Annotated in this window: 15 protein-coding genes; 4 read left to right on the plus strand and 11 right to left on the minus strand. The window is 70.4% G+C overall.

Annotated features, from left to right (window positions below; translation table 11 throughout):
* Positions 1-133: 133 nt before the first annotated feature.
* From ftsW to A5773_RS06540, 10 genes are all read right to left on the minus strand, one after another.
* Positions 134-1,765, minus strand: coding sequence for a putative lipid II flippase FtsW (gene ftsW / locus A5773_RS06495; RefSeq protein ID WP_067790189.1), 1,632 nt, complete (start codon positions 1,763-1,765; stop codon positions 134-136).
* A 6-nt stretch (positions 1,766-1,771) separates the two neighbouring features.
* Positions 1,772-3,229 carry a UDP-N-acetylmuramoyl-L-alanine--D-glutamate ligase gene (gene murD, locus A5773_RS06500; protein WP_156659527.1) on the minus strand — a complete coding sequence of 486 codons (1,458 nt, stop codon included), beginning with the start codon at positions 3,227-3,229 and terminating at the stop codon, positions 1,772-1,774.
* 1 nt (position 3,230) lies between these two features.
* A complete protein-coding gene (mraY, locus tag A5773_RS06505; protein WP_067261374.1) occupies positions 3,231-4,310 on the minus strand; it encodes a phospho-N-acetylmuramoyl-pentapeptide-transferase in 1,080 nt (359 codons plus the stop codon).
* Positions 4,307-5,941 carry a UDP-N-acetylmuramoyl-tripeptide--D-alanyl-D-alanine ligase gene (gene murF / locus A5773_RS06510; protein WP_067261372.1) on the minus strand — a complete coding sequence of 545 codons (1,635 nt, stop codon included), beginning with the start codon at positions 5,939-5,941 and terminating at the stop codon, positions 4,307-4,309. The genes mraY and murF overlap by 4 nt, the downstream gene beginning before the upstream one ends.
* Positions 5,938-7,467: a UDP-N-acetylmuramoyl-L-alanyl-D-glutamate--2,6-diaminopimelate ligase gene (locus tag A5773_RS06515; RefSeq protein ID WP_067261376.1), complete on the minus strand. Its 1,530-nt coding sequence runs from the start codon at positions 7,465-7,467 to the stop codon at positions 5,938-5,940. Before A5773_RS06515 ends, murF begins: the two co-directional genes overlap by 4 nt.
* 113 nt (positions 7,468-7,580) lie before the next feature.
* Entirely contained in the window at positions 7,581-9,632 is a 2,052-nt protein-coding gene (locus tag A5773_RS06520) for a penicillin-binding protein 2 (protein WP_067261370.1), read from the minus strand.
* Positions 9,629-10,813, minus strand: a complete 1,185-nt coding sequence (locus A5773_RS06525; protein WP_067790191.1) for a hypothetical protein — start codon at positions 10,811-10,813, stop codon at positions 9,629-9,631. Before A5773_RS06525 ends, A5773_RS06520 begins: the two co-directional genes overlap by 4 nt.
* Positions 10,810-11,967, minus strand: coding sequence for a 16S rRNA (cytosine(1402)-N(4))-methyltransferase RsmH (gene rsmH / locus A5773_RS06530; RefSeq protein ID WP_156659529.1), 1,158 nt, complete (start codon positions 11,965-11,967; stop codon positions 10,810-10,812). Before rsmH ends, A5773_RS06525 begins: the two co-directional genes overlap by 4 nt.
* Positions 11,942-12,373 (minus strand): division/cell wall cluster transcriptional repressor MraZ, encoded by a 432-nt coding sequence (mraZ, locus tag A5773_RS06535; RefSeq protein WP_007170790.1) that lies wholly within the window; start codon positions 12,371-12,373, stop codon positions 11,942-11,944. Before mraZ ends, rsmH begins: the two co-directional genes overlap by 26 nt.
* Positions 12,374-12,807: 434 nt before the next feature.
* On the minus strand, positions 12,808-13,212 hold the full coding sequence (locus A5773_RS06540) for a DUF3040 domain-containing protein (RefSeq protein ID WP_066947030.1): 405 nt from the start codon (positions 13,210-13,212) through the stop codon (positions 12,808-12,810).
* Positions 13,213-13,540: 328 nt separating this feature from the next.
* Between A5773_RS06540 and A5773_RS06545 the strand changes: the two genes are divergently transcribed.
* Together A5773_RS06545 and A5773_RS06550 are read left to right on the plus strand one after the other, a co-directional pair.
* A complete protein-coding gene (locus A5773_RS06545) occupies positions 13,541-14,149 on the plus strand; it encodes an N-acetyltransferase (protein ID WP_066947025.1) in 609 nt (202 codons plus the stop codon).
* 140 nt (positions 14,150-14,289) lie between these two features.
* The gene (locus tag A5773_RS06550) at positions 14,290-14,937 is read left to right on the plus strand and encodes a DUF3153 domain-containing protein (protein WP_066947041.1); all 648 of its coding nucleotides are present in this window, start codon (positions 14,290-14,292) and stop codon (positions 14,935-14,937) included.
* Here A5773_RS06550 and A5773_RS06555 read toward each other — a convergent pair.
* The gene (locus tag A5773_RS06555; RefSeq protein ID WP_066947022.1) at positions 14,934-15,830 is read right to left on the minus strand and encodes a mycobacterial-type methylenetetrahydrofolate reductase; all 897 of its coding nucleotides are present in this window, start codon (positions 15,828-15,830) and stop codon (positions 14,934-14,936) included. The two genes, A5773_RS06550 and A5773_RS06555, sit on opposite strands and share 4 nt — an antisense overlap.
* A gap of 278 nt (positions 15,831-16,108) precedes the next feature.
* On the opposite strand from A5773_RS06555, the gene idsA2 reads away from it, so the two are divergent.
* Both idsA2 and mptB read left to right on the plus strand, forming a co-directional pair.
* Positions 16,109-17,158: a bifunctional (2E,6E)-farnesyl/geranyl diphosphate synthase gene (idsA2, locus tag A5773_RS06560; RefSeq protein ID WP_066947019.1), complete on the plus strand. Its 1,050-nt coding sequence runs from the start codon at positions 16,109-16,111 to the stop codon at positions 17,156-17,158.
* A 4-nt stretch (positions 17,159-17,162) separates the two neighbouring features.
* The coding region (mptB, locus tag A5773_RS06565; RefSeq protein ID WP_197507856.1) for a polyprenol phosphomannose-dependent alpha 1,6 mannosyltransferase MptB at positions 17,163-18,198 on the plus strand (1,036 nt) is incomplete at its 3' end.

An 18,198-nucleotide genomic window follows, 5' to 3' on the forward strand; every position in this document is an offset into this window, starting at 1 on the left:
CCCACCCGCCGAGGGTGCCCCCCCCCCGCGCGCCCCCCCCCCCCCCCCCCCCCCCCCCCCCCCCCCCCCCGGGGGGGGGGGGGGGGGGGCCCCCCCCCCCCCCCCCCCCCGGCCGGCTTGCTGACCGTGTCGTTCACCCGTAACGCTGACCTTCCAATGCGCGAGCGCGCCGTGCTTGACGCTGGCCGGCGTTCCGCTGGCCAGATCCATGATGCACCGCCCTGCGGGCCGGGCGGCCGGCTGTGCGGGAGAAGGCCGGCCGCAGCGGTTCCTCGGCCTTGCGGGAACGCTTGCGGGCGGGCGCCTGGGCGGCCTTGCGGGTGCCGTTGCGCGAAGGGGCCCCCTTGGCCGGTTGCTTGCCGCCGCGCTTGCGGTCGCGGAACGACTCCAGCCGGGTCGGCGCGTACGGCTGCGGCAGGGGCAGCCGCAGGAACCGGTTCACCTTGTCGTCGCGGCCGGCGCGCAGCGCGGCCACCGCCTCTGGCTCGTGACGGGCCGCATTGGCCATGATCCCGATCATGAAAAGCGTTGCCGCCGTGGAGGTTCCGCCCGCAGAGATGAGCGGAAGCTGAATGCCGGTCACCGGCAGGATCCCGATCACGTAACCGATGTTGATGAACGCCTGGCCCAGCACCCACATCGTCGTGGTGGCGGTCAGCAGCCGCAGGAACGGGTCGGCCGAGCGCCGGGCGATGCGCATCCCGGTGTAGGCGAACAACCCGAACAGGACCAGTAGGCCGAACGCGCCGACGAAGCCCAGCTCCTCGCCGATGATCGCGAAGATGAAGTCGTTGTGGGCGTTGGGCAGGTAGTTCCACTTGGCCACGCCCTGCCCCAGGCCGTCGCCGAAGATGCCGCCGTGCGCCAGGGCGAACTTCGCCTGGCGGGCCTGGTAGCCGGTGTCCATCGGGTCGTTCTCGGGGTTCATCCAGGACTTCACCCGGTCCGAGCGGTAACCCGCTGACATGGCCAGGATCGCGCCGGCCATGAAGACCGCCACCAGCGACGTGGCGAAGACGCGCAGCGGCAGCCCGGCGTACCACAGCAGCGCGAGCAGGATGATGCCCAGCGACACCGTCTGCCCGAGGTCGGGCTGGGCCACGATCAGCGCCAGCGCGATGACCGCGGCCGGGACCAGCGGGATCAGCATCTCGCGCAGCGAGGCCCGCTCCAGCCGGCGGGCCGCCAGCAGATGCGCACCCCAGATGGCGAAGGCGATCTTGGCCAGCTCGGACGGCTGCATGGAGAAGCCGGCGATGACGAACCACTTCCGCGAGCCGTTGGCCAGGTTTCCGATGCCCGGCACCAGCACGAGCACCAGCAGGATGACGGTGACGACGTACCCGGTGAAGGCGACGCGGCGGATGAACCGCACCGACATGCGCAGCGAGGCGTAGCAGGCGACCAGGCCGATCGCCGTCCACAGCACCTGCTTGCCAAAGATCACCCATGCCGACCCGTCGGCGTCGTAGGACCGCACCCCCGACGCCGACAGCACCATGATCAGGCCCAGCGTGGTCAGCAGCCCGGCCACCGCGATGATCAGGTGGAAGGAGGTCATGGGCCGGCTCAGCCAGGCGCCGAACCGGTTACGCTCTTCGGCCTTGACCTGTGTTTTCCCGGCCGGCTTGGCCTCCGACGTGCCGGTGCTCACGGGGCCGGTCGCCTCGTCGGCGTCGGCCTCTGCCGGCTCGGCCGCGGCGGTGTCGGCGGTCGCTTCGGTTGCCTTGCCCCGACGTCTCAGCCGGGCCAGCGGATTACCCACGCCCGCCTACCGGGTGGCCGCGCGGACGGCGGCGGCGAAGGCGTCGCCACGGTCGGCATACCCGCTGAACTGGTCGAACGACGCGCCGGCCGGCGCCAGCAACACCGTGTCGCCGGGCCTGGCCAGGTCGCGGGCCGCGGCCACCGCCGCGGTCATGACGGAAGTGCCGAGATCCCCGCCCGAATGTTTCACTTCTGTCACATCTGCACCAATGGCCACAGCCGTCGCATTCATATCAGCATCCTCGCCTGTCACAACGTGGACGACGGGGACATCCGGCGCGTGTCGCGATAACGCCTCCGCAACCTCTTCGCGATCTCGGCCGATGAGCACCGCGCCGACCAGCCGGGGGGCCATTTTGGCGACCTCGGCGTCCACCGATGCGCCCTTGAGCAAACCGCCCGCTACCCACACCACGCTGGGGTAGGCCAGCACGGATGCCTCGGCGGCGTGCGGGTTGGTGGCCTTCGAGTCGTCGACGTAGGTGATCCCGTCGGCGACCGCGATCACCTCGGCCCGGTGCCGGCCCACCCGGAAGGACACGATCGCGTCGGCGATCGCCCCGGCCGGCACACCGACGCTGCGCGCCAGCGCCGCCGCGGCGAGCGCGTCCAGGATGCCGACGGGCCCCGGCACCGGGATCGATTCGACGGGCAGCAGCGCTAGGTCGTCGGCGAAGGCGCGGTCGATGAGTTGGCCGTCGCGCACGCCCAGTTCGCCCGCCGCCGGCTCGCCGAGCCGGAAGCCGACGCGCACCGGGGCCGCGGCGGTGTCTAGCAACGCCGCCGCCCGGGCGTCGTCGAGCCCCACCACCGCTACCCGGCCGTTGAGCACCCGCGCCTTGGCCGCCGAATACTCGGCCATGGTGGAGTGCCAATCCAGGTGGTCTTCGGCGATGTTGAGGACGACGCCCGCCTCGGGCCGCACCGAGGGCGCCCAGTGCAGCTGGAAGCTGGACAGCTCGACGGCCAGCAGGTCGGCGGGCGCGTCGAGGACATCGAGGACCGGATCGCCGATATTGCCGCACAACAGGCTGCTCCGGCCCGCGGCGGTCAACATGGCGTGCAGCATCGAGGTCGTGGTGGTCTTGCCGTTCGTGCCGGTCACCACCAGCCAGCGCCGCGGCGGCCCGTACTGGCCCGCCGCGTCGAGCCGCCAGGCCAATTCCACGTCTCCCCAGACCGGCACGCCCGCCGCCGCGGCGGCGACCAGCAGCGGTGTGTCCGGCCGAAATCCCGGGCTGGTGACCACTAGGGCGTACTCCGCGACGCGTTGCGCGGCCGCCGGCGTGGTCACGGTCGCCACGCCGCCGTCGGCGTAGCGGCGCAGCGTGGCCGGGTCGTCGTCGCACAGGGTCGGCGCGGCACCGAACCGGGCCAGGGCCGCCAGCACCGCCTTGCCGGTGACGCCGCCGCCGGCCACCAGCACGGGCGCGCCCGGCACCAAGGGCTCGAGCCCGGGCACGTCAGGCACCGATCGCGCCGAGCCACTCACCGTAGAAAAGGGCCACGCCCAGACCGCAGGTGATCGCCGTGAGCAGCCAGAAGCGGATGATCACCGTGGTTTCGGCCCAGCCGGCCAGCTCGAAATGGTGGTGGAAGGGCGCCATCCGGAACACCCGGCGCCCGGTGGTGCGGAAGGCCAGGATCTGCAGCACCACCGAAGTGACCTCGGCGACGAACAGCGACCCCAGCACCACGGCGAGGATCTCGGTGCGGCTGGTCACCGACAGGCCCGCGATGATGCCGCCCAGCGCCAGTGATCCGGTGTCTCCCATGAAAATCTTTGCCGGAGCGGCATTCCACCACAAAAAGCCGATGCACGCGCCCGCCGTGGCCGCCGCGACGAGCGCCAGATCCAGCGGGTCGCGCACGTTGTAGCAGCCGAGGCCCGGCGCCGTGACGCAGGCGTTGCGGTACTGCCAAAAGGTGATCAACACGTAGGCGGCGGTGACCATCGCCATGCAGCCGGCCGCGAGCCCGTCCAGGCCGTCGGTGAAGTTGACCGCGTTGGACCAGGCGCTGACGACGACCACGCAGAACACCACGAACAGCCCCGGAGCCAAAGTGACCGTGGCGATCTCACGCACGTAGGACAGGTCCGAGCTGGCCGGTGTCAACCCGCTGCCATTGCGGAACCGCAACACCAACACCCCGAACAGCACCGCGGCGGCGACCTGCCCGACGGCCTTGGCCGTCTTGTTCAGCCCGAGATTGCGCGACCTGCGGACCTTGATCAGGTCGTCGAGGAAGCCGACGCCTCCGAGCACGGTCGCCAGGCCCAGCACCAGCAGACCCGACGCGGAAACGCCCTCGCCGTCGAACGCCAGCCCGGCCAGGTGCGTCCCGAGGTATCCCGCCCAGATGCCGGCCAGTATCGCCACCCCGCCCATCGACGGCGTGCCGCGCTTGGCGTGATGGCTGGGCGGGCCGTCCTCACGGGTGTGATGGCCGAATCCCTGGCGGGTGAACAACCGAATCAGCGCCGGCGTCAACAGGATTGACACAGCAAGCGCGACGGCCACCGCGATCAGGATCTGCCTCACGCGCCCGTCCCGCTCTCGTTCAATCGTGACGACCCGCTTCGCCCGGCTTCGCCGCCCTCGCGATCGTCACGGGTCAATGGTGACGACCCGCTTCGCCCGGCTTCGCCGCCCTCGCGATCGTCACGAGCCAGCGCGTCGGCCAGCGCGCCCAGCCCGGCCGCGTTCGAGGCCTTGACCAGGATCACGTCGCCGGGCCGGACCTCGGCCCGCAGCAACGCGAGGGCGGCGTCGGCATCGGCCACGTTGACGGCCCCCCGATCACCGGAAGCTCCCCACGAGCCCTCCATGACCGCTCCGTGGTGCATGGCGCTCATCGACCTCCCACTTCCCACGACGACAAGTCGAGACACATCTAAGCGCACCGCCAGGCGGCCGATGCGATCGTGTTCGGCTACCGCGTCCTCGCCGAGCTCGGCCATTTCGCCCAGCACCGCCCAGCTCCTGCGCTTTTCGTCTGCGCCGTGGGCGATCCAGGCCAGCGCCTGCAGTCCGGCGCGCATCGAGTCGGGGTTGGCGTTGTAGGCGTCGTCGATCACCGTGACCCCGTCCGCGCGCGTGGTCACGTGCATCCGGTGCCGCGACACCGGCCCGGCGTGCGCCAGCGCGGCCGCGACCTGCTCGACGGTGGCCCCGCATTGCAGCGCGACGGCGGCGGCGCACAACGCGTTGGCGACCTGATGGTCGCCGTACACGCCCAGCCGCACCTCGACCGCGCTGTCCATCGCGTGCAGGGTAAAGCGGGGCCTGGCCAGTTCGTCCAGCGACACTCCGTCGGCCCAGACGTCGCTGGGACCGGAATCGGTGCGGCTGGACCGGCTGACCCACACCACCTGCGCCTCGGTGACGTCGGCCATCGCCGCCACGATCGGGTCGTCGGCGTTGAGGATGACCACTCCGGAAGACGGAACCGATTGGGGCAGTTCGGATTTGGTGCGCGCGATGGCTTCCCGGGAGCCGAACTCGCCCAGGTGGGCGGTGCCGACGTTGAGGACCACCCCGATCGTCGGCGGGGCGATCTCGGCCAGCGCGGCGATATTGCCGCGATGGCGGGCCGACATCTCGAGCACCAGGTAGTCGGTGCTGCGCGTCGCGCGCAACACCGTCCAGGGGTGTCCCAGCTCGTTGTTGAACGACCCGGGCGGGGCCACCACCTCGCCCAGCGGCTCGAGCACGGCGGCCACCAGGTCTTTGGTCGACGTCTTCCCCGACGAGCCGGTGATTCCGACGATCGTCAGGCCGCCCGCCACCAGCTCCGTGGCCACCGCTCTGGCCAGCTTGGCCAGGGCGGCCAGCACCGCCGCGCCCGAGCCGTCGGTGTCGTGTTCGAGCACCCCGGCCAGGCCGCCGTCGGCGCGGCCGGCCGTCGGTGCCGCAGGCACGACGATGGCGGGCACCCCCACCGGCCGGGCGGCCAGGACGGCGACCGCCCCGGCCGCCGCCGCCGCGCCGGCGTAGTCATGCCCGTCGGCGTGGGCCCCCGGCAGCGCGAGGAACAGGCCGCCGGGACCGACGGCGCGCGAGTCGAATTCGACGGTGCCCGTGACGCGCAGCCCGGCGGCGGCCTGCGGCGAGATGTCGGCCAGCGTGCCGCCCACGATGTCGGCGATCTGCGCGACGGTCAGGTCGATCATCGCCGCGCCTTCAGCGCCCGTTCCAGCTCGACCCGGTCGTCGAAGGGGCGGACCTCCCCCGCCGCGCGCTGGCCCGTTTCGTGGCCTTTGCCCGCCACCAGGACCACGTCGCCGGGCCCGGCCCAGGCCACAGCGTGTTCGATCGCCGCCCGCCGGTCGCCGATCTCGACCACCTCGGCCGCACCGGCGCCGGCGGCCGCCCCGGCCAGGATCTCGCGGCGGATGGCGGCGGGGTCCTCGCCGCGCGGGTTGTCGTCGGTGACGACGACCAGGTCGGCCAGCTCGGCCGCCGTCGCGCCCATCGGCGCCCGCTTGCCCGGGTCGCGCTCGCCGCCGGCGCCGAACACCACCGCCAGCCGGCGCCCCGGACGCGCCAGGGTGGTCAGTACCGCCCGCAGCGCGCCCGGCTTGTGGGCGTAGTCGACGAGCGCGAGGAAATCCTGGCCGCAGTCGATGTCTTCCATGCGGCCGGGCACCCGGGTCTCCAGTAACCCCGGCGCCGCCTGCTCCGGTGAGACGCCCACCGCATCAAGAATCGCAAGCGCGACAAGGCAATTGGCGATGTTGTAATGCCCGGGCAGCCGGATGCCGACCCGATGGCGCACACCGGCGGGGTCGATCGCGGTGAACTGCTGTCCCCCGCCGCCCAGCGGGATCACATCCATGGCGCGCCAGTGCGCGGGCTGGTCGCCGGTGCTGACGGTGATGGCGTCGCCGGCCCGGGCGGCCATCGCGCGCCCGGCGTCGTCGTCGATGCAGACCACGACCCGGCGGGCCCGCAGCGGCGACGCCGGATCGAACAGCTTCGCCTTGGCCTCGAAGTAGTCCGCCATTGTGGGGTGAAAGTCGAGGTGGTCGCGGGACAGGTTGGTGAAGGCGCCGACCGCGAACCCGGTGCCGTCCACCCGGCCCAGCGCCAGCGCGTGGCTGGACACCTCCATGACGACGGTGTCCACCCCGCGCTCGGCCATCGCCGCGAACATGGCCTGCAGTGCGGGAGCCTCCGGGGTGGTCAGCGCGCTCGGAACGTCGGCGCCGTCGATGCGGATCCCGACGGTGCCGATCAGCCCGGCCGTCCGGCCGGCGGCGCGCAGCCCGGATTCGACCAGATACGTCGTGGTGGTCTTGCCGGAGGTTCCGGTGATCCCGACCACCGTCGTGCGCTCCGACGGGTGCCCGTACACCGTGGCGGCCAAGGCACCGAGCACGCTGCGGGGCGCCGGATGCACGAGCGTCGGGACGGCCGATGCCGACGCACCCATCTCCGCGACCCCGGCGGCGTCGGTGAGGACCGCGACGGCCCCATGCTCGATCGCCTCGGCCGCAAAGCGGGCCCCGTGCGTCGACGAGCCGGTCAGCGCGGCGAACAGGTCGCCCGGCCGCACGTCCTGGGCACGCAGCGTGACGCCGGTGACGGCCACGTCGGGCACCGCCGCACCGTGGTCGGCGAGCACCGCCCCGACCTGGGCCGCCAGCGCGGGCAGGCGCGTGCCAGCGCCGGCGCTGGGCCGCGGCCCCGTGGGCATCGGCACCACTTGTTCACACCTCCCTGCAGACCCGCGTGATCCTCATGATCGGCCATGACACCCTACCTAGGCGCATCGGCCGTGAGGCGTTCCCGCCGTGCGGGGAGATGTTGCTAGGTTGCCTGCAGTGTCAGCGGCGGACCCGGGTCGGGTGACAGCGGCACGTTCTCGCGCTGCATGAGCCAGCCGGCGATGTTGTGGAACAGCGGGGCCGCCGAATGGCCTGGCGTACCGTCCGCGTTGCGATCCGGGTTGTCCATCATGATGCCGATGACGTAGCGCGGGTTGTCGACGGTGGCCATGCCGGCGAAGGTGATCCAGTAGACGTTGTCGTAGTAGCAGCCGCAGGCCGGGTTGATCTGCTGCGCGGTACCCGTCTTGCCGGCCATCTGGTAGCCCGTCACCGCGGCCGAGGGCCCGGTGCCCTGCTGGTAACCCATCGGGTCGCGTTGCACGACGGCGCGCAGCATGTTGCGGACGGTCTGGGCCGTCTGCGTCGAAACCACCCGCACGCCTTCGGGACGCGGTTCTTCCGTACGGGTGCCGTCGGGCGCGATGGTGGCCTTGACGATCCGCGGCGGTATCCGCACCCCGTCGTTGGCGATCGTCTGGTACATGCCGGCCATCTGCAACAGCGTCATCGAAAGGCCTTGCCCGATCGGCAGGTTCGAAAAGGTGCTGCCCGACCACTGGTCGATCGGTGGCACCAGCCCGGCGCTCTCGCCGGGCAGGCCCACGTTGGTGCGTTGCCCGAGACCGAATTTGCGCACCATGTCGTAGAAGCGTTCCGGTCCGACGCGCTGTGCGAGCATCAAAGTGCCGACGTTGGAGGACTTTCCGAACACGCCGGTGGTCGTGTAGGGCATCACGCCGTGGTCCCACGCGTCGTGGATGGGCACCCCGCCCATCTGAATCGACCCGGGCACCTGCAGCACCTCGTCGGGATTGGACAGGCCGTACTCGATCACCGACGACGCGGTGATGACCTTGTTCACCGAGCCCGGCTCGAACGGCGAGGACACCGCCAGGTTGCCCAGCTGCTTGTCACCCTGACGCCCGATGTCCTGTGAAGGGTCAAAGGTGTTGTCGTTGGCCATGGCCAACACCTCACCGGTCTTCGAGTCCAGCACGACCGCCGAGACATTGTGCGCGCCAGAGAGATCCTTGGCCTGCTGGACTTGCTGCTGCACGTAGAACTGGATGTCGTCGTCGAGGGTCAACTGCACCATCGAACCGTTGACCGCCCGGTGCCGGTTGCGGTAACTGCCGGGGATGACGACGCCGTCGGATCCCCGGTCATAGGTGACCGAGCCGTCGGTTCCGGACAGCACCGAGTCCAGGGACTCCTCCAGACCCAGCAGCCCGTGCCCGTCCCAGTCGATGCCGCCGACGATGTTGGCCGCCAACGACCCGCCCGGATACTGGCGCAAATCCTGCCGCTCCGAACCGACCTCGGGGTACTTGTCGGAGATCGCGCTGGCGACGGCCGGATCGACGGCGCGCGCCAGATAAACAAAGTTCTCGTCGCTTTGCAGCTTCTTCAGCAAGGTCGCGGAGTCCGGCTTGTTGCCCAGCCGGGTGGAGACCTCCTTGGCGATATCCCGCAGGCGCTGCTGCGGATCGGGGGCCACCGAGTTCTTGTTCTTGGCTTCTTCCAGTTGCTTGCGAATCCTCTTGGGCTGGAACGTCAGCGCGCGCGATTCGGTGGTGAATGCGAGCTGATCCTTGTTGCGGTCGACGATGCTGCCGCGCACCGCCTTTTCGACGTCGGTGACCTTGAGCTGGCCCGCGGCCTGGGCGCGCAGCGCCGGCGCGTTGGTCACCTGCAGGACGAACAATTGGACCGCCGCCACCACGATCAAGGCCCCGATGGCCGCGTTCCCGGCTCGATGCCGGAAGACGAACGACGCGCCGCGGGTGCCCGCCTGCACGAGCCGGGTGCGCCGCTCCCGCGCCGAATGCCCGGTGCCGACGGCGTCCGGCCGGTCGGCCGGTCGGGCCTTATTGGCGTCCTTGGCCCTCCGGAACCGCTTCGGCTCCCGGACGTCCTCGGCTTGCTGCTTCGCACGCCGCTTGGGCTGGCGAACCCCCTTGGCTTCCTGCGTCTTACGGGGACCGCGCGTCGGCTGCGACCGGCGGTTGCGCGAGGAGTCGCCGCGGCTCACCGGGGCGCACCTGGCGTCGCGATGGGGCCAGGCGCCGCGGGCTGCGGCGCGAGCACCGGAGCGGCGGGGACGACGGGCGCAACCGGGGCCGGCCCCCGCTGCACCGGAACCGGCACCTCCGCGGGTAGCGGCGCGGGCAGCTGCCCGGGCGGTGGAACGGGCAAGCCGCCCAACGGGATCGACACCTCGGCGGGCGCCGGAGCGAGCGCGGGTCCCGCCGGCGCGGGCAGCCCCGGCACCGGCACACCCGGCACCGGCAGCACCGGGGCCTGCCCGGTGACCGGTGCAACCGGCACTCCCGGCGCAACCGGCACACCTGGCGCAGCCGACTGTTGAGGCCCGGCCTGTGCCAGGTGCTGGCCGCCCAGCGTCGACGCCCCGTCCGGTGCGCGCAGCAGCGCCTCGGGCCCGGACCTCGCCGGCGCGGGCGCCACGGGGTCGGGCTTGAGCCGGATCGGGACCTCCGCGGCGGGCGCCGGCGGCGGCGGGGGCTGGGGCGGGCCTTGGTCGGGGAGCTTGCTGTTCAACGGCGGCGGCGGCACCCCGTCAGCCGGCTTGGGCGTGCCAACCACCACCCAGTTGCCGGACGGGTCCTGGACCAGATGCGCGGTGTCTCGCGTCGGGATCATGCCCTGTTTGCGGGCCGCCTCCGCCAGTGCCGGGGCGGATTCCGCCTCGCGCACATCGCGTTCCAGCGCCTCCTTCTGCTGTTGCAACAGCCGGGTCTTCTCCCGGGCGTGACTCAACTTATAGGAGCGCTCGGCGGAGTCCGTGGACAACCACAGCGTGAGGCCCAACCCCAGGCCGAGTGCGCCGATGACCAGAACGACGAACGGAACCTTGCTCGCCAGGGTCCGGGGCCGCAGGTCGATCGCGGCCAGCCGGGCCGCCAAACGTTCGCTCAGCCGAGGACGAACGACCCTGGGCGCTTTGGCTTTCCGTGCCTTGGCTCGGGCCTTGGCCTGGCTCGTGCTCTTGGGCCGCGCCGGCCGCTCGACCGGCCGGGCGATGGGGCTGGTATGCGGTCCGGACTTGGGCGCGCGGCTCTCACGGGTGGGCGCGGAGGTGCGCCCAGGCCGGGGGCGGCGCGCCGGACCGGGATCGGCCGCCGAACGCCGGCTCCGCCGGGCGGAACTATCTTGTCCGCCACGGCGATTCGGCGTCTCGCGCTTTGCTTTCATGCGTCGCCCTTTCCGGTTGACTGCTTGACTCGTTGCACGGCTCGCAGCCGCACGGCGGCGCTGCGCGGATTGCGTTCGACCTCGTCGGCGTCCGCACGTTCGGCGCCATGCGTCAGCGACTGGAATCGCGGCTCGTGGCCGGGAAGCTCGACCGGCAGATCCACCGGCGTGCGGGAGGCGACCGCGTCGGCGAACACCCTTTTGACGATCCGGTCTTCCAGCGATTGGTAGGCCAGCACCACCATGCGCCCGCCGACGTTGAGCGCGTCCAAACCGGCCGGAATCGCGCTGCGCAACGAGTTCAGTTCGTCGTTGACGGCGATCCGCAAGGCCTGGAAGGTCCGTTTGGCCGGATGTCCACCGGTGCGCCGGGCCGGGGCCGGGATCGCTTGATAGAGCAGGGCTACCAACTCCGCGGTCGAAGTGAACGGGGCGCGGGCGCGCCGGCGCACGATCTGTGCCGCGATCCGGCGCCCGAATCGCTCCTCGCCGTAGCGGTGCAGGATGTCCGCCAGCGCGGCTTCGTCGTAGGTGTTGACGATTTCGGCCGCCGTCAACGGCGACTCCGGATCCATCCGCATGTCCAGCGGCGCGTCCTGGGCGTAGGCGAAGCCGCGCTCGACCCGGTCGAGTTGCATGGATGACACGCCCAGGTCGAACAGCATCCCGTCGACAGATCCGGCTGTGGGGTAACCGGATTCGGTCAGCGCCGCCGCGAGGCCGTCGTAGCGGGTGTGCACCAGCGTGACGCGGTCGGCGAATCGCGCCAGCCGGTCGCGGGCGATGTCCAGCGCGCTGGGGTCGCGGTCGAGCCCGATCAGCCGCAGCCCCGGCAGGTCGGTGAGGAATCGTTCGGCGTGCCCGCCCGCGCCGAGGGTGGCATCGAGAAGGACGGCGCCCGAACCGTCGGCGTCGTGACGGGTCAGCGCGGGAGTGAGCAGCTCGACGCAGCGATGCAGCAGGACGGGCACATGCCCGAAGCCCGGTGAATCCTCAACCACCGCAACACCTCCCCGGGTCGGGCGAGATGCCCCTGCATCGAGGTCCCTGTCCGAAGGCACGAACCTGGCGTTGGGGAAGTACGCCAGGGTCGGTTCGGGCAGAGGCCACGTTGCACGGGCATGCGCCTCAGATGATGTCGCCGAGTGCTTCATCGCTGGCCGCGGAGAAGTTCTCTTCGTGGGTCTGCTGGTAGTCCTGCCAGGCTTGCGCGTCCCAGATCTCGAGGTAATCGACCGCTCCGATCACCACGCAATCCTTGGAGAGGTTCGCGTAGCGACGGTGGTCGGCCGATAGCGTGATACGCCCCTGCGCGTCGGGATGCTGCTCGTCGGTGCCGGCGGCGAGGTTGCGCAGGAAGGCCCGGGCGTCGGGGTTGCTCCGCGAGGCCTTGCTCGCCCGGCGTGCGAGCTGCTCGAATTCCCCCCGCGGGTAGACGGCGAGGCTGTGGTCTTGGCTCTTGGTGACCATCAACCCCCCTGCCAGCGCGTCACGGAATTTGGCGGGCAACGTCAGCCGCCCCTTGTCGTCGAGTTTGGGCGTGTAGGTGCCGAGAAACACCAGCTCACCTCCCCCTCGGGGTCACCCAAACACTTCAGCCACCATACCCCACAATCCCCCACTTCGCCCCATTGATGGAGTGTCGCGGCGCAGTTTTCCGGGTTATCTGCCACCCCCCGCCGCCCATGCTGTCGCGTACCGGCCGCGCGCGTCATTCCCGGCGCCGCGCCAGGATGGATAAACTCGCACGTCAGAGCGCTGCGAAGCTCGGGTGGGGCGCAGTGGGGGGATTGTGTGGGGGCCGGTGGGGCTCACGTCCTGCGCCGAAGCTCGGTTAGGGCTCGATCCGGCGTCAAAACGGCATCGACGGCCCGCCGATCACCGGTCAGCCCGGGGGCGTCTGTGACCATGGCGCCGCGGCCGGTGCGGGGCAGCAGAAATGGGCAGAAGAAAAGGGGCAGCCGATGGCTACCCCTTATGCGTCGGCGCCGCCGCTAGTCGTCGAAGCGGCGGCGGAACCGGTCTTCCATCCGACTGGTGAACGAGCCACCACCGCCCTTGTTACGCCGTTGGCGGAGCGACCCGGGCGCCGATCCGGGGTGGTCGGGCCGGCCGGACAACCGCGGGCCGGTGATGGCGAATACCACGCCGCCGAACATCACGATGAACCCGAAGACACTGAGAATCGGGAAGTTTCCGATCATGGTGGCCTTGAACGCCACGCCCGAAACCAGCATCGCCAGGCCGATGACGAACAACGCCGCGCCCTGGAGGCGGCGGCGCGCGGTGGGTGCACGGAATCCTCCGCCGCGGACGCTCGACGCGAATTTGGGGTCTTCGGCGTAGAGAGCGCTCTCGATCTGATCGAGCATCCGCTGCTCATGATCGGAGAGTGGCATTCGTCCCTCCTTGCCGACAGTTGACGCGTAACCATCGATAGCACGCGTATGCCCGTTGTGGGGGCAACTAATTGAAATGATACGAGGTCAATGTGCGCCTTACCACTGGTTCGGTGGCGATTCTATCCTGGCCGGTGGTTGCCACCCATAGGAACCGGAACGGCCGTGCGCTACAACCGGCTTCCCCACCCCGGGACGTTCGTGGGTTCGTTGCCACGGCCGCTCGCCGAACAACCTCCCCCTGGTCCGATAATGGCGATGACGGCCCGGGCCGCGCGGCCACGCGAAGGCGAAGCGCCGGAGCACAGGATGAGGAGGACACCGCAACTTGGCGATATTCCTCATCGATCTGCCGCCCACCGATATGGAGCGCCGCCTCGGTGAGGCGCTGAAGGTGTACGTCGACGCGATGCGGTACCCGCGCGGCACGGAAAACCAGCGCGCGGCCATGTGGCTCGAGCACATCCGCCGGCGCGGGTGGCAAGGGGTGGGCGTGGTGGATGCCGAGCTGGGCGACGACGCGGACGCCCCGACCCCCCCGGCGGCCGAACTGAGCAATGCGCCGTTGCTCGGCGTGGCGTACGGCTACCCCGGGGCGCCCGGGCAGTGGTGGCAGCAGCAAGTCGTCCTCGGCCTGCAACGCGGTGGTCTGCCGCCCCAGCAGATCGCCGGCCTGATGAACAGCTACTTCGAGCTGACCGAGCTGCACATCCATCCCCGCGCGCAGGGTCGCGGCCTCGGCGAGGCGATGGCCCGGCGGCTCCTGGCCGGCCGGGCCGAAGAGAATGTCCTGCTGTCCACGCCGGAGACCAACGGTGAGCCGAACCGGGCCTGGCGGTTGTACCGACGGCTGGGCTTCACCGACGTCATCCGCGGCTACCACTTCGCAGGGGACCCACGGGCATTCGCGATCCTGGGCCGCAAGCTGCCGCTGTGACAGCCGGCTCGAGGGCGCGCCCGGCCGAACGCGCGAAAGCGACACGCCGGATCTGGCACGATGACCTGGTGCGCGCCAGCCATGCCCCGCCCCGAACCCGTGGATTCACCGCTCGGCGGCGCCGCTTAGTGGCCATCGCGATGCTGCTCATGCTGGTTCCGCTGGCCACGGGGTGCCTGCGGGTCAGGGCGTCGCTCACCATCTCACCCGATGACCTGGTGTCCGGCGAGATCGTCGCCGCCGCGAAACCCAAGACGCCCAAGGACACCGGGCCCCAGCTCGACAGCAACAACCTGCCGTTCAGCCAGAAGGTGGCGGTGTCGAACTACGACAGCGACGGTTACGTGGGGTCGCAAGCGGTGTTCTCCGACCTGACCTTCGCCGAGTTGCCGCAGCTGGCCAACATGAATTCCGACGCGCAGGGCGTGAACCTCACGCTGCGCCGGAACGGCAACCTGGTGATCCTCGAGGGCCGCGCGGACCTGACCTCCCTGACCGATCCCGAAGCCGACGTCGAACTGACCGTCGCCTTCCCGGGCGTGGTCACCTCCACCAACGGCGACCGGGTCGAATCCACGGTGGTCTCCTGGAAGCTCAAACCGGGCGTGGTGAGCACCATGACCGCCCAGGCCCGTTACACCGACCCGAACACGCGGTCCCTGACCGGGGCGGGCGTGTGGCTGGGCATCGCGTCTTTCGCGGCGGCCGGCGTGGTCGCGCTGCTGGCCTGGATGAACCGCGACCGTTCGCCGCGGGTCACGGCGCCGCGCGACCAGCCGCCGAGCTAGACCCGCTGGGCCGGTGTCCAGTACGCCAGCATCTCCGCGAACGTCTGGAAGGCGGGCCCCGACACCCCGTAGGTCGCCTCGAGGTGGATGCTCAGCGGGAAGCCCAGCTCGGCCACCCCGTCAATAACGCGCTTGTACAGGTCGACCATGAGCTGGCGCTTCCGGGGCGGTTCGCTGCCGGCCAACCGCTTGACGAACTCCTGCTCGTCGGCGACCACCCGGTTGCCCGGGTCCTGAATCAGCCAGTTGATCAGGCCGACCCGGCTCTCCATCTTCGGGACGAAGCCGAACGACAGCAGGATCTCCGGCCGGTGATCGGTGTTCTTGGCGAAATCGCGCAGGAATCCCACGATCGCGTCGGAGTACAACAGCTGGGTCATGCCGTAGGTCGCGCCCTGGTCGCACTTGAAGTTGAACCGGCCGTGCTCCCCTTCGCGGGTGGGAATCAGGATCACGCCGCGGTTGGGCACCAGCTCGCGATAGATCGACAGGGCATCGGTGGGCGCGACGCCGGAGCCCTCCCCGTCGTTCATGGTGCGCGGGACGCCGACGAAGACCACGCCCTCCATCCCGGCCGCGCGCAGATCGGTCAACCGCCGCCGCAACGTCGGCTCGTCGGAGAAGGCGGTGACCTGGGTGCACAGGCCGTGGATTCCCGGCAGCTCGGGCTTGACGATCGACCAGAAGTCCAGCACATCCAGCTTGGGTTTCATCGTGATGGGACGGTCGTCGTCCTCGGCGATGATGCCCGGGATCATCACGTGCCGGAGCCGGCCGTCCAGACCGGATTCGGCCGAGTACTGCACCACCTTTCGCGCGTCTTCGAGTGCCCGATCCCGGCCTTCATCGGCGTTGGGCGGCACCAGCTCGAGCGCAATGGTGTTGAGTGTCACGCGGCTTCTCTCCATCCCGACGAATTTGGGGCATCCCCCGGCCGCACACCAGCGGGCGGCCCCGACACCCCAGCCAGCATAGGCGTGGGGGTACCACCCGCTTTCGGGGGAATAGTGAGCCAGTCGAAGCAACCGCGGACCCCCACCCACGCCAGGTTGAAACGATCCCCGATGCCGCGCCGAATACACTGGTCGGGCCTGCCACACGCAGACACGTCGAGGGAGAAAGGGGCGCCGCGCTGAGCCTGAAAGCTTCAGAAGCAGCGGCAACCGTCGGGTTGACCGGCGCCATCACCGATCGACTGCGGCAGTATTTGCACGACCGGCGCGTCGACACCGCCCACATCGGCGGCGACTACGAAGACCTCGTCGCCGCGCTCGAAGCCTTCGTGCTCAACGGGGGCAAGCGGCTGCGGCCCGCCTTCGCCTACTGGGGCTGGCGCGCCGTAGCGACCGGGGAACCCGATTCCGAAGCGCTGCTGCTGTTTTCCGCGCTGGAGCTGCTGCACGCCTGCGCGCTGGTCCATGACGATGTGATCGACGACTCCTCCACCCGCCGCGGCCGGCCGACCGCTCATGTCCAGTTCGCGGAACTGCACCGCAATCGGCGGTGGCGGGGCTCTTCGGAAAGGTTCGGCATGTCGGCCGCCGTCCTGCTCGGGGACCTCGCGCTGTCCTGGGCCGACGACATCGTATTTCGCGTTGACCTGTCACCGGAGGCCGCGCGGCGCGTCCAGCGCGTGTGGGCCGAGATCCGCACCGAGGTGCTGGGGGGTCAGTACCTGGACATCGTCGCCGAGGCCAGCGCCGCCGAATCGATCGCGTCGGCGATGAACGTCGACACGTATAAGACGGCCTGTTACACCGTGTCGCGACCGCTGCAGTTGGGGGCGGCCGCGGCCGCCGATCGGCCCGACGTGCAGGACGTCTTCGGCCGGTTCGGGACGGACCTCGGGGTGGCGTTCCAACTGCGTGACGACGTGCTGGGCGTGTTCGGGGACCCGGCGGTAACCGGCAAACCGTCGGGTGACGACTTGCGGTCGGGCAAGCGCACCGTGCTGCTGGCCGAGGCGCTGGAGTTGGCGGACAGGTCGGATTCGTTGGCGGCCAACCTGTTACGCGACTCGATCGGGGCGCAGCTGACCGACGCCGAGGTGGACCGGCTGCGGGAGGTCATCGAGTCGGTGGGCGCCCTGGCCGCGGCCGAGCGACGCATCGCCGAGCTGACGCAACGGGCGCTGGCCGCGCTGGCGGCCGCGCCCATCAACGCGGCGGCCAAGTCCGGATTGTCCGAGCTGGCCAGAATGGCCACCGACCGGTCCGCCTGAGCCGATGACGACGCCGACGCACACCCCGCCGTCCGACACGCCGGCAACGGAACCGCCTGGCGGCGGATGGCTTTCGCGGCTGCGCGCATTCACCACCGCCGCGCAGTCCCGGCCGGCGAAGCTGGGGATGCTCGGTTCGGTCCTGATCACCGTGGGCGGCCTGGGTGCGGGCAGCACCCGGCAACACGACCCGCTGCTGGAGTCAATCCACATGTCGTGGCTGCGTTTTGGCCACGGCCTGGTGTTGTCGTCGGTGGTGTTGTGGATGGGCGTGGGCCTCATGCTGATCGCATGGCTGGGGCTGGGCCGGCGCGTGCTGGCCGGTGAAATGACCGAGTTCATGATGAAGGTCACCACCGGCTTCTGGCTGGCGCCGCTGCTGCTTTCGGTGCCCGTCTTCAGCCGGGACACCTATTCGTATCTGGCCCAGGGTGCCCTGCTGCGCGATGGCCTGGATCCCTACGCCGTCGGACCGGTCGCCAACCCGAATAACCTGCTGGACAACGTAAGTCCCATCTGGACGATCACCACCGCCCCCTATGGCCCGGCGTTCATTCTGGTGGCCAAACTCGTCACGATGCTCGTCGGGAACAACGTGGTGGCCGGAACGGCACTGCTGCGGCTGTGCATGCTGCCGGGGCTGGCCCTGCTGATCTGGGCCACCCCGCGATTGGCCCGCCACCTGGGCGCCGACGGCTCGACGGCCTTGTGGATCTGTGTTCTCAACCCGCTCGTGCTCATCCATCTGATGGGGGGGGTGCACAACGAGATGCTGATGGTGGGACTGATGGCCGCCGGCATCGCGCTGAGCTTCGCCGGCCGCCACGTCCTCGGCACTTCGCTGATCACCGTGGCGATCGCGGTCAAGGCCACGGCCGGGATCGCCCTGCCGTTCATGGTGTGGGTGTGGACGCGGCATCTGCGCGACCGCCGCGGGTACAGCCCGGCCTGGGCGTTCGCGGCGGCCACCGCGACATCACTGCTGGTCTTCGCCGTCGTGTTCGGCATCCTGTCGGCCGGCGTGGGGGTGGGGCTGGGAG

The sequence above is a fragment of the Mycobacterium sp. 852014-52450_SCH5900713 genome (assembly GCF_001667075.1).
Taxonomy (GTDB): Bacteria; Actinomycetota; Actinomycetes; order Mycobacteriales; family Mycobacteriaceae; genus Mycobacterium.

Coding starts and splice junctions, on each gene's coding strand:
- murF (WP_067261372.1), bottom strand. CDS start 5,941: ATGATCGACCTGACCGTCGCGCAGATCGCCGACATCGTGGGCGGCACG.
- A5773_RS06515 (WP_067261376.1), bottom strand. CDS start 7,467: ATGCCCACGGGGCCGCGGCCCAGCGCCGGCGCTGGCACGCGCCTGCCC.
- A5773_RS06525 (WP_067790191.1), bottom strand. CDS start 10,813: ATGAAAGCAAAGCGCGAGACGCCGAATCGCCGTGGCGGACAAGATAGT.
- rsmH (WP_156659529.1), bottom strand. CDS start 11,967: ATGAAGCACTCGGCGACATCATCTGAGGCGCATGCCCGTGCAACGTGG.
- A5773_RS06540 (WP_066947030.1), bottom strand. CDS start 13,212: ATGCCACTCTCCGATCATGAGCAGCGGATGCTCGATCAGATCGAGAGC.
- A5773_RS06550 (WP_066947041.1), top strand. CDS start 14,290: ATGCTGCTCATGCTGGTTCCGCTGGCCACGGGGTGCCTGCGGGTCAGG.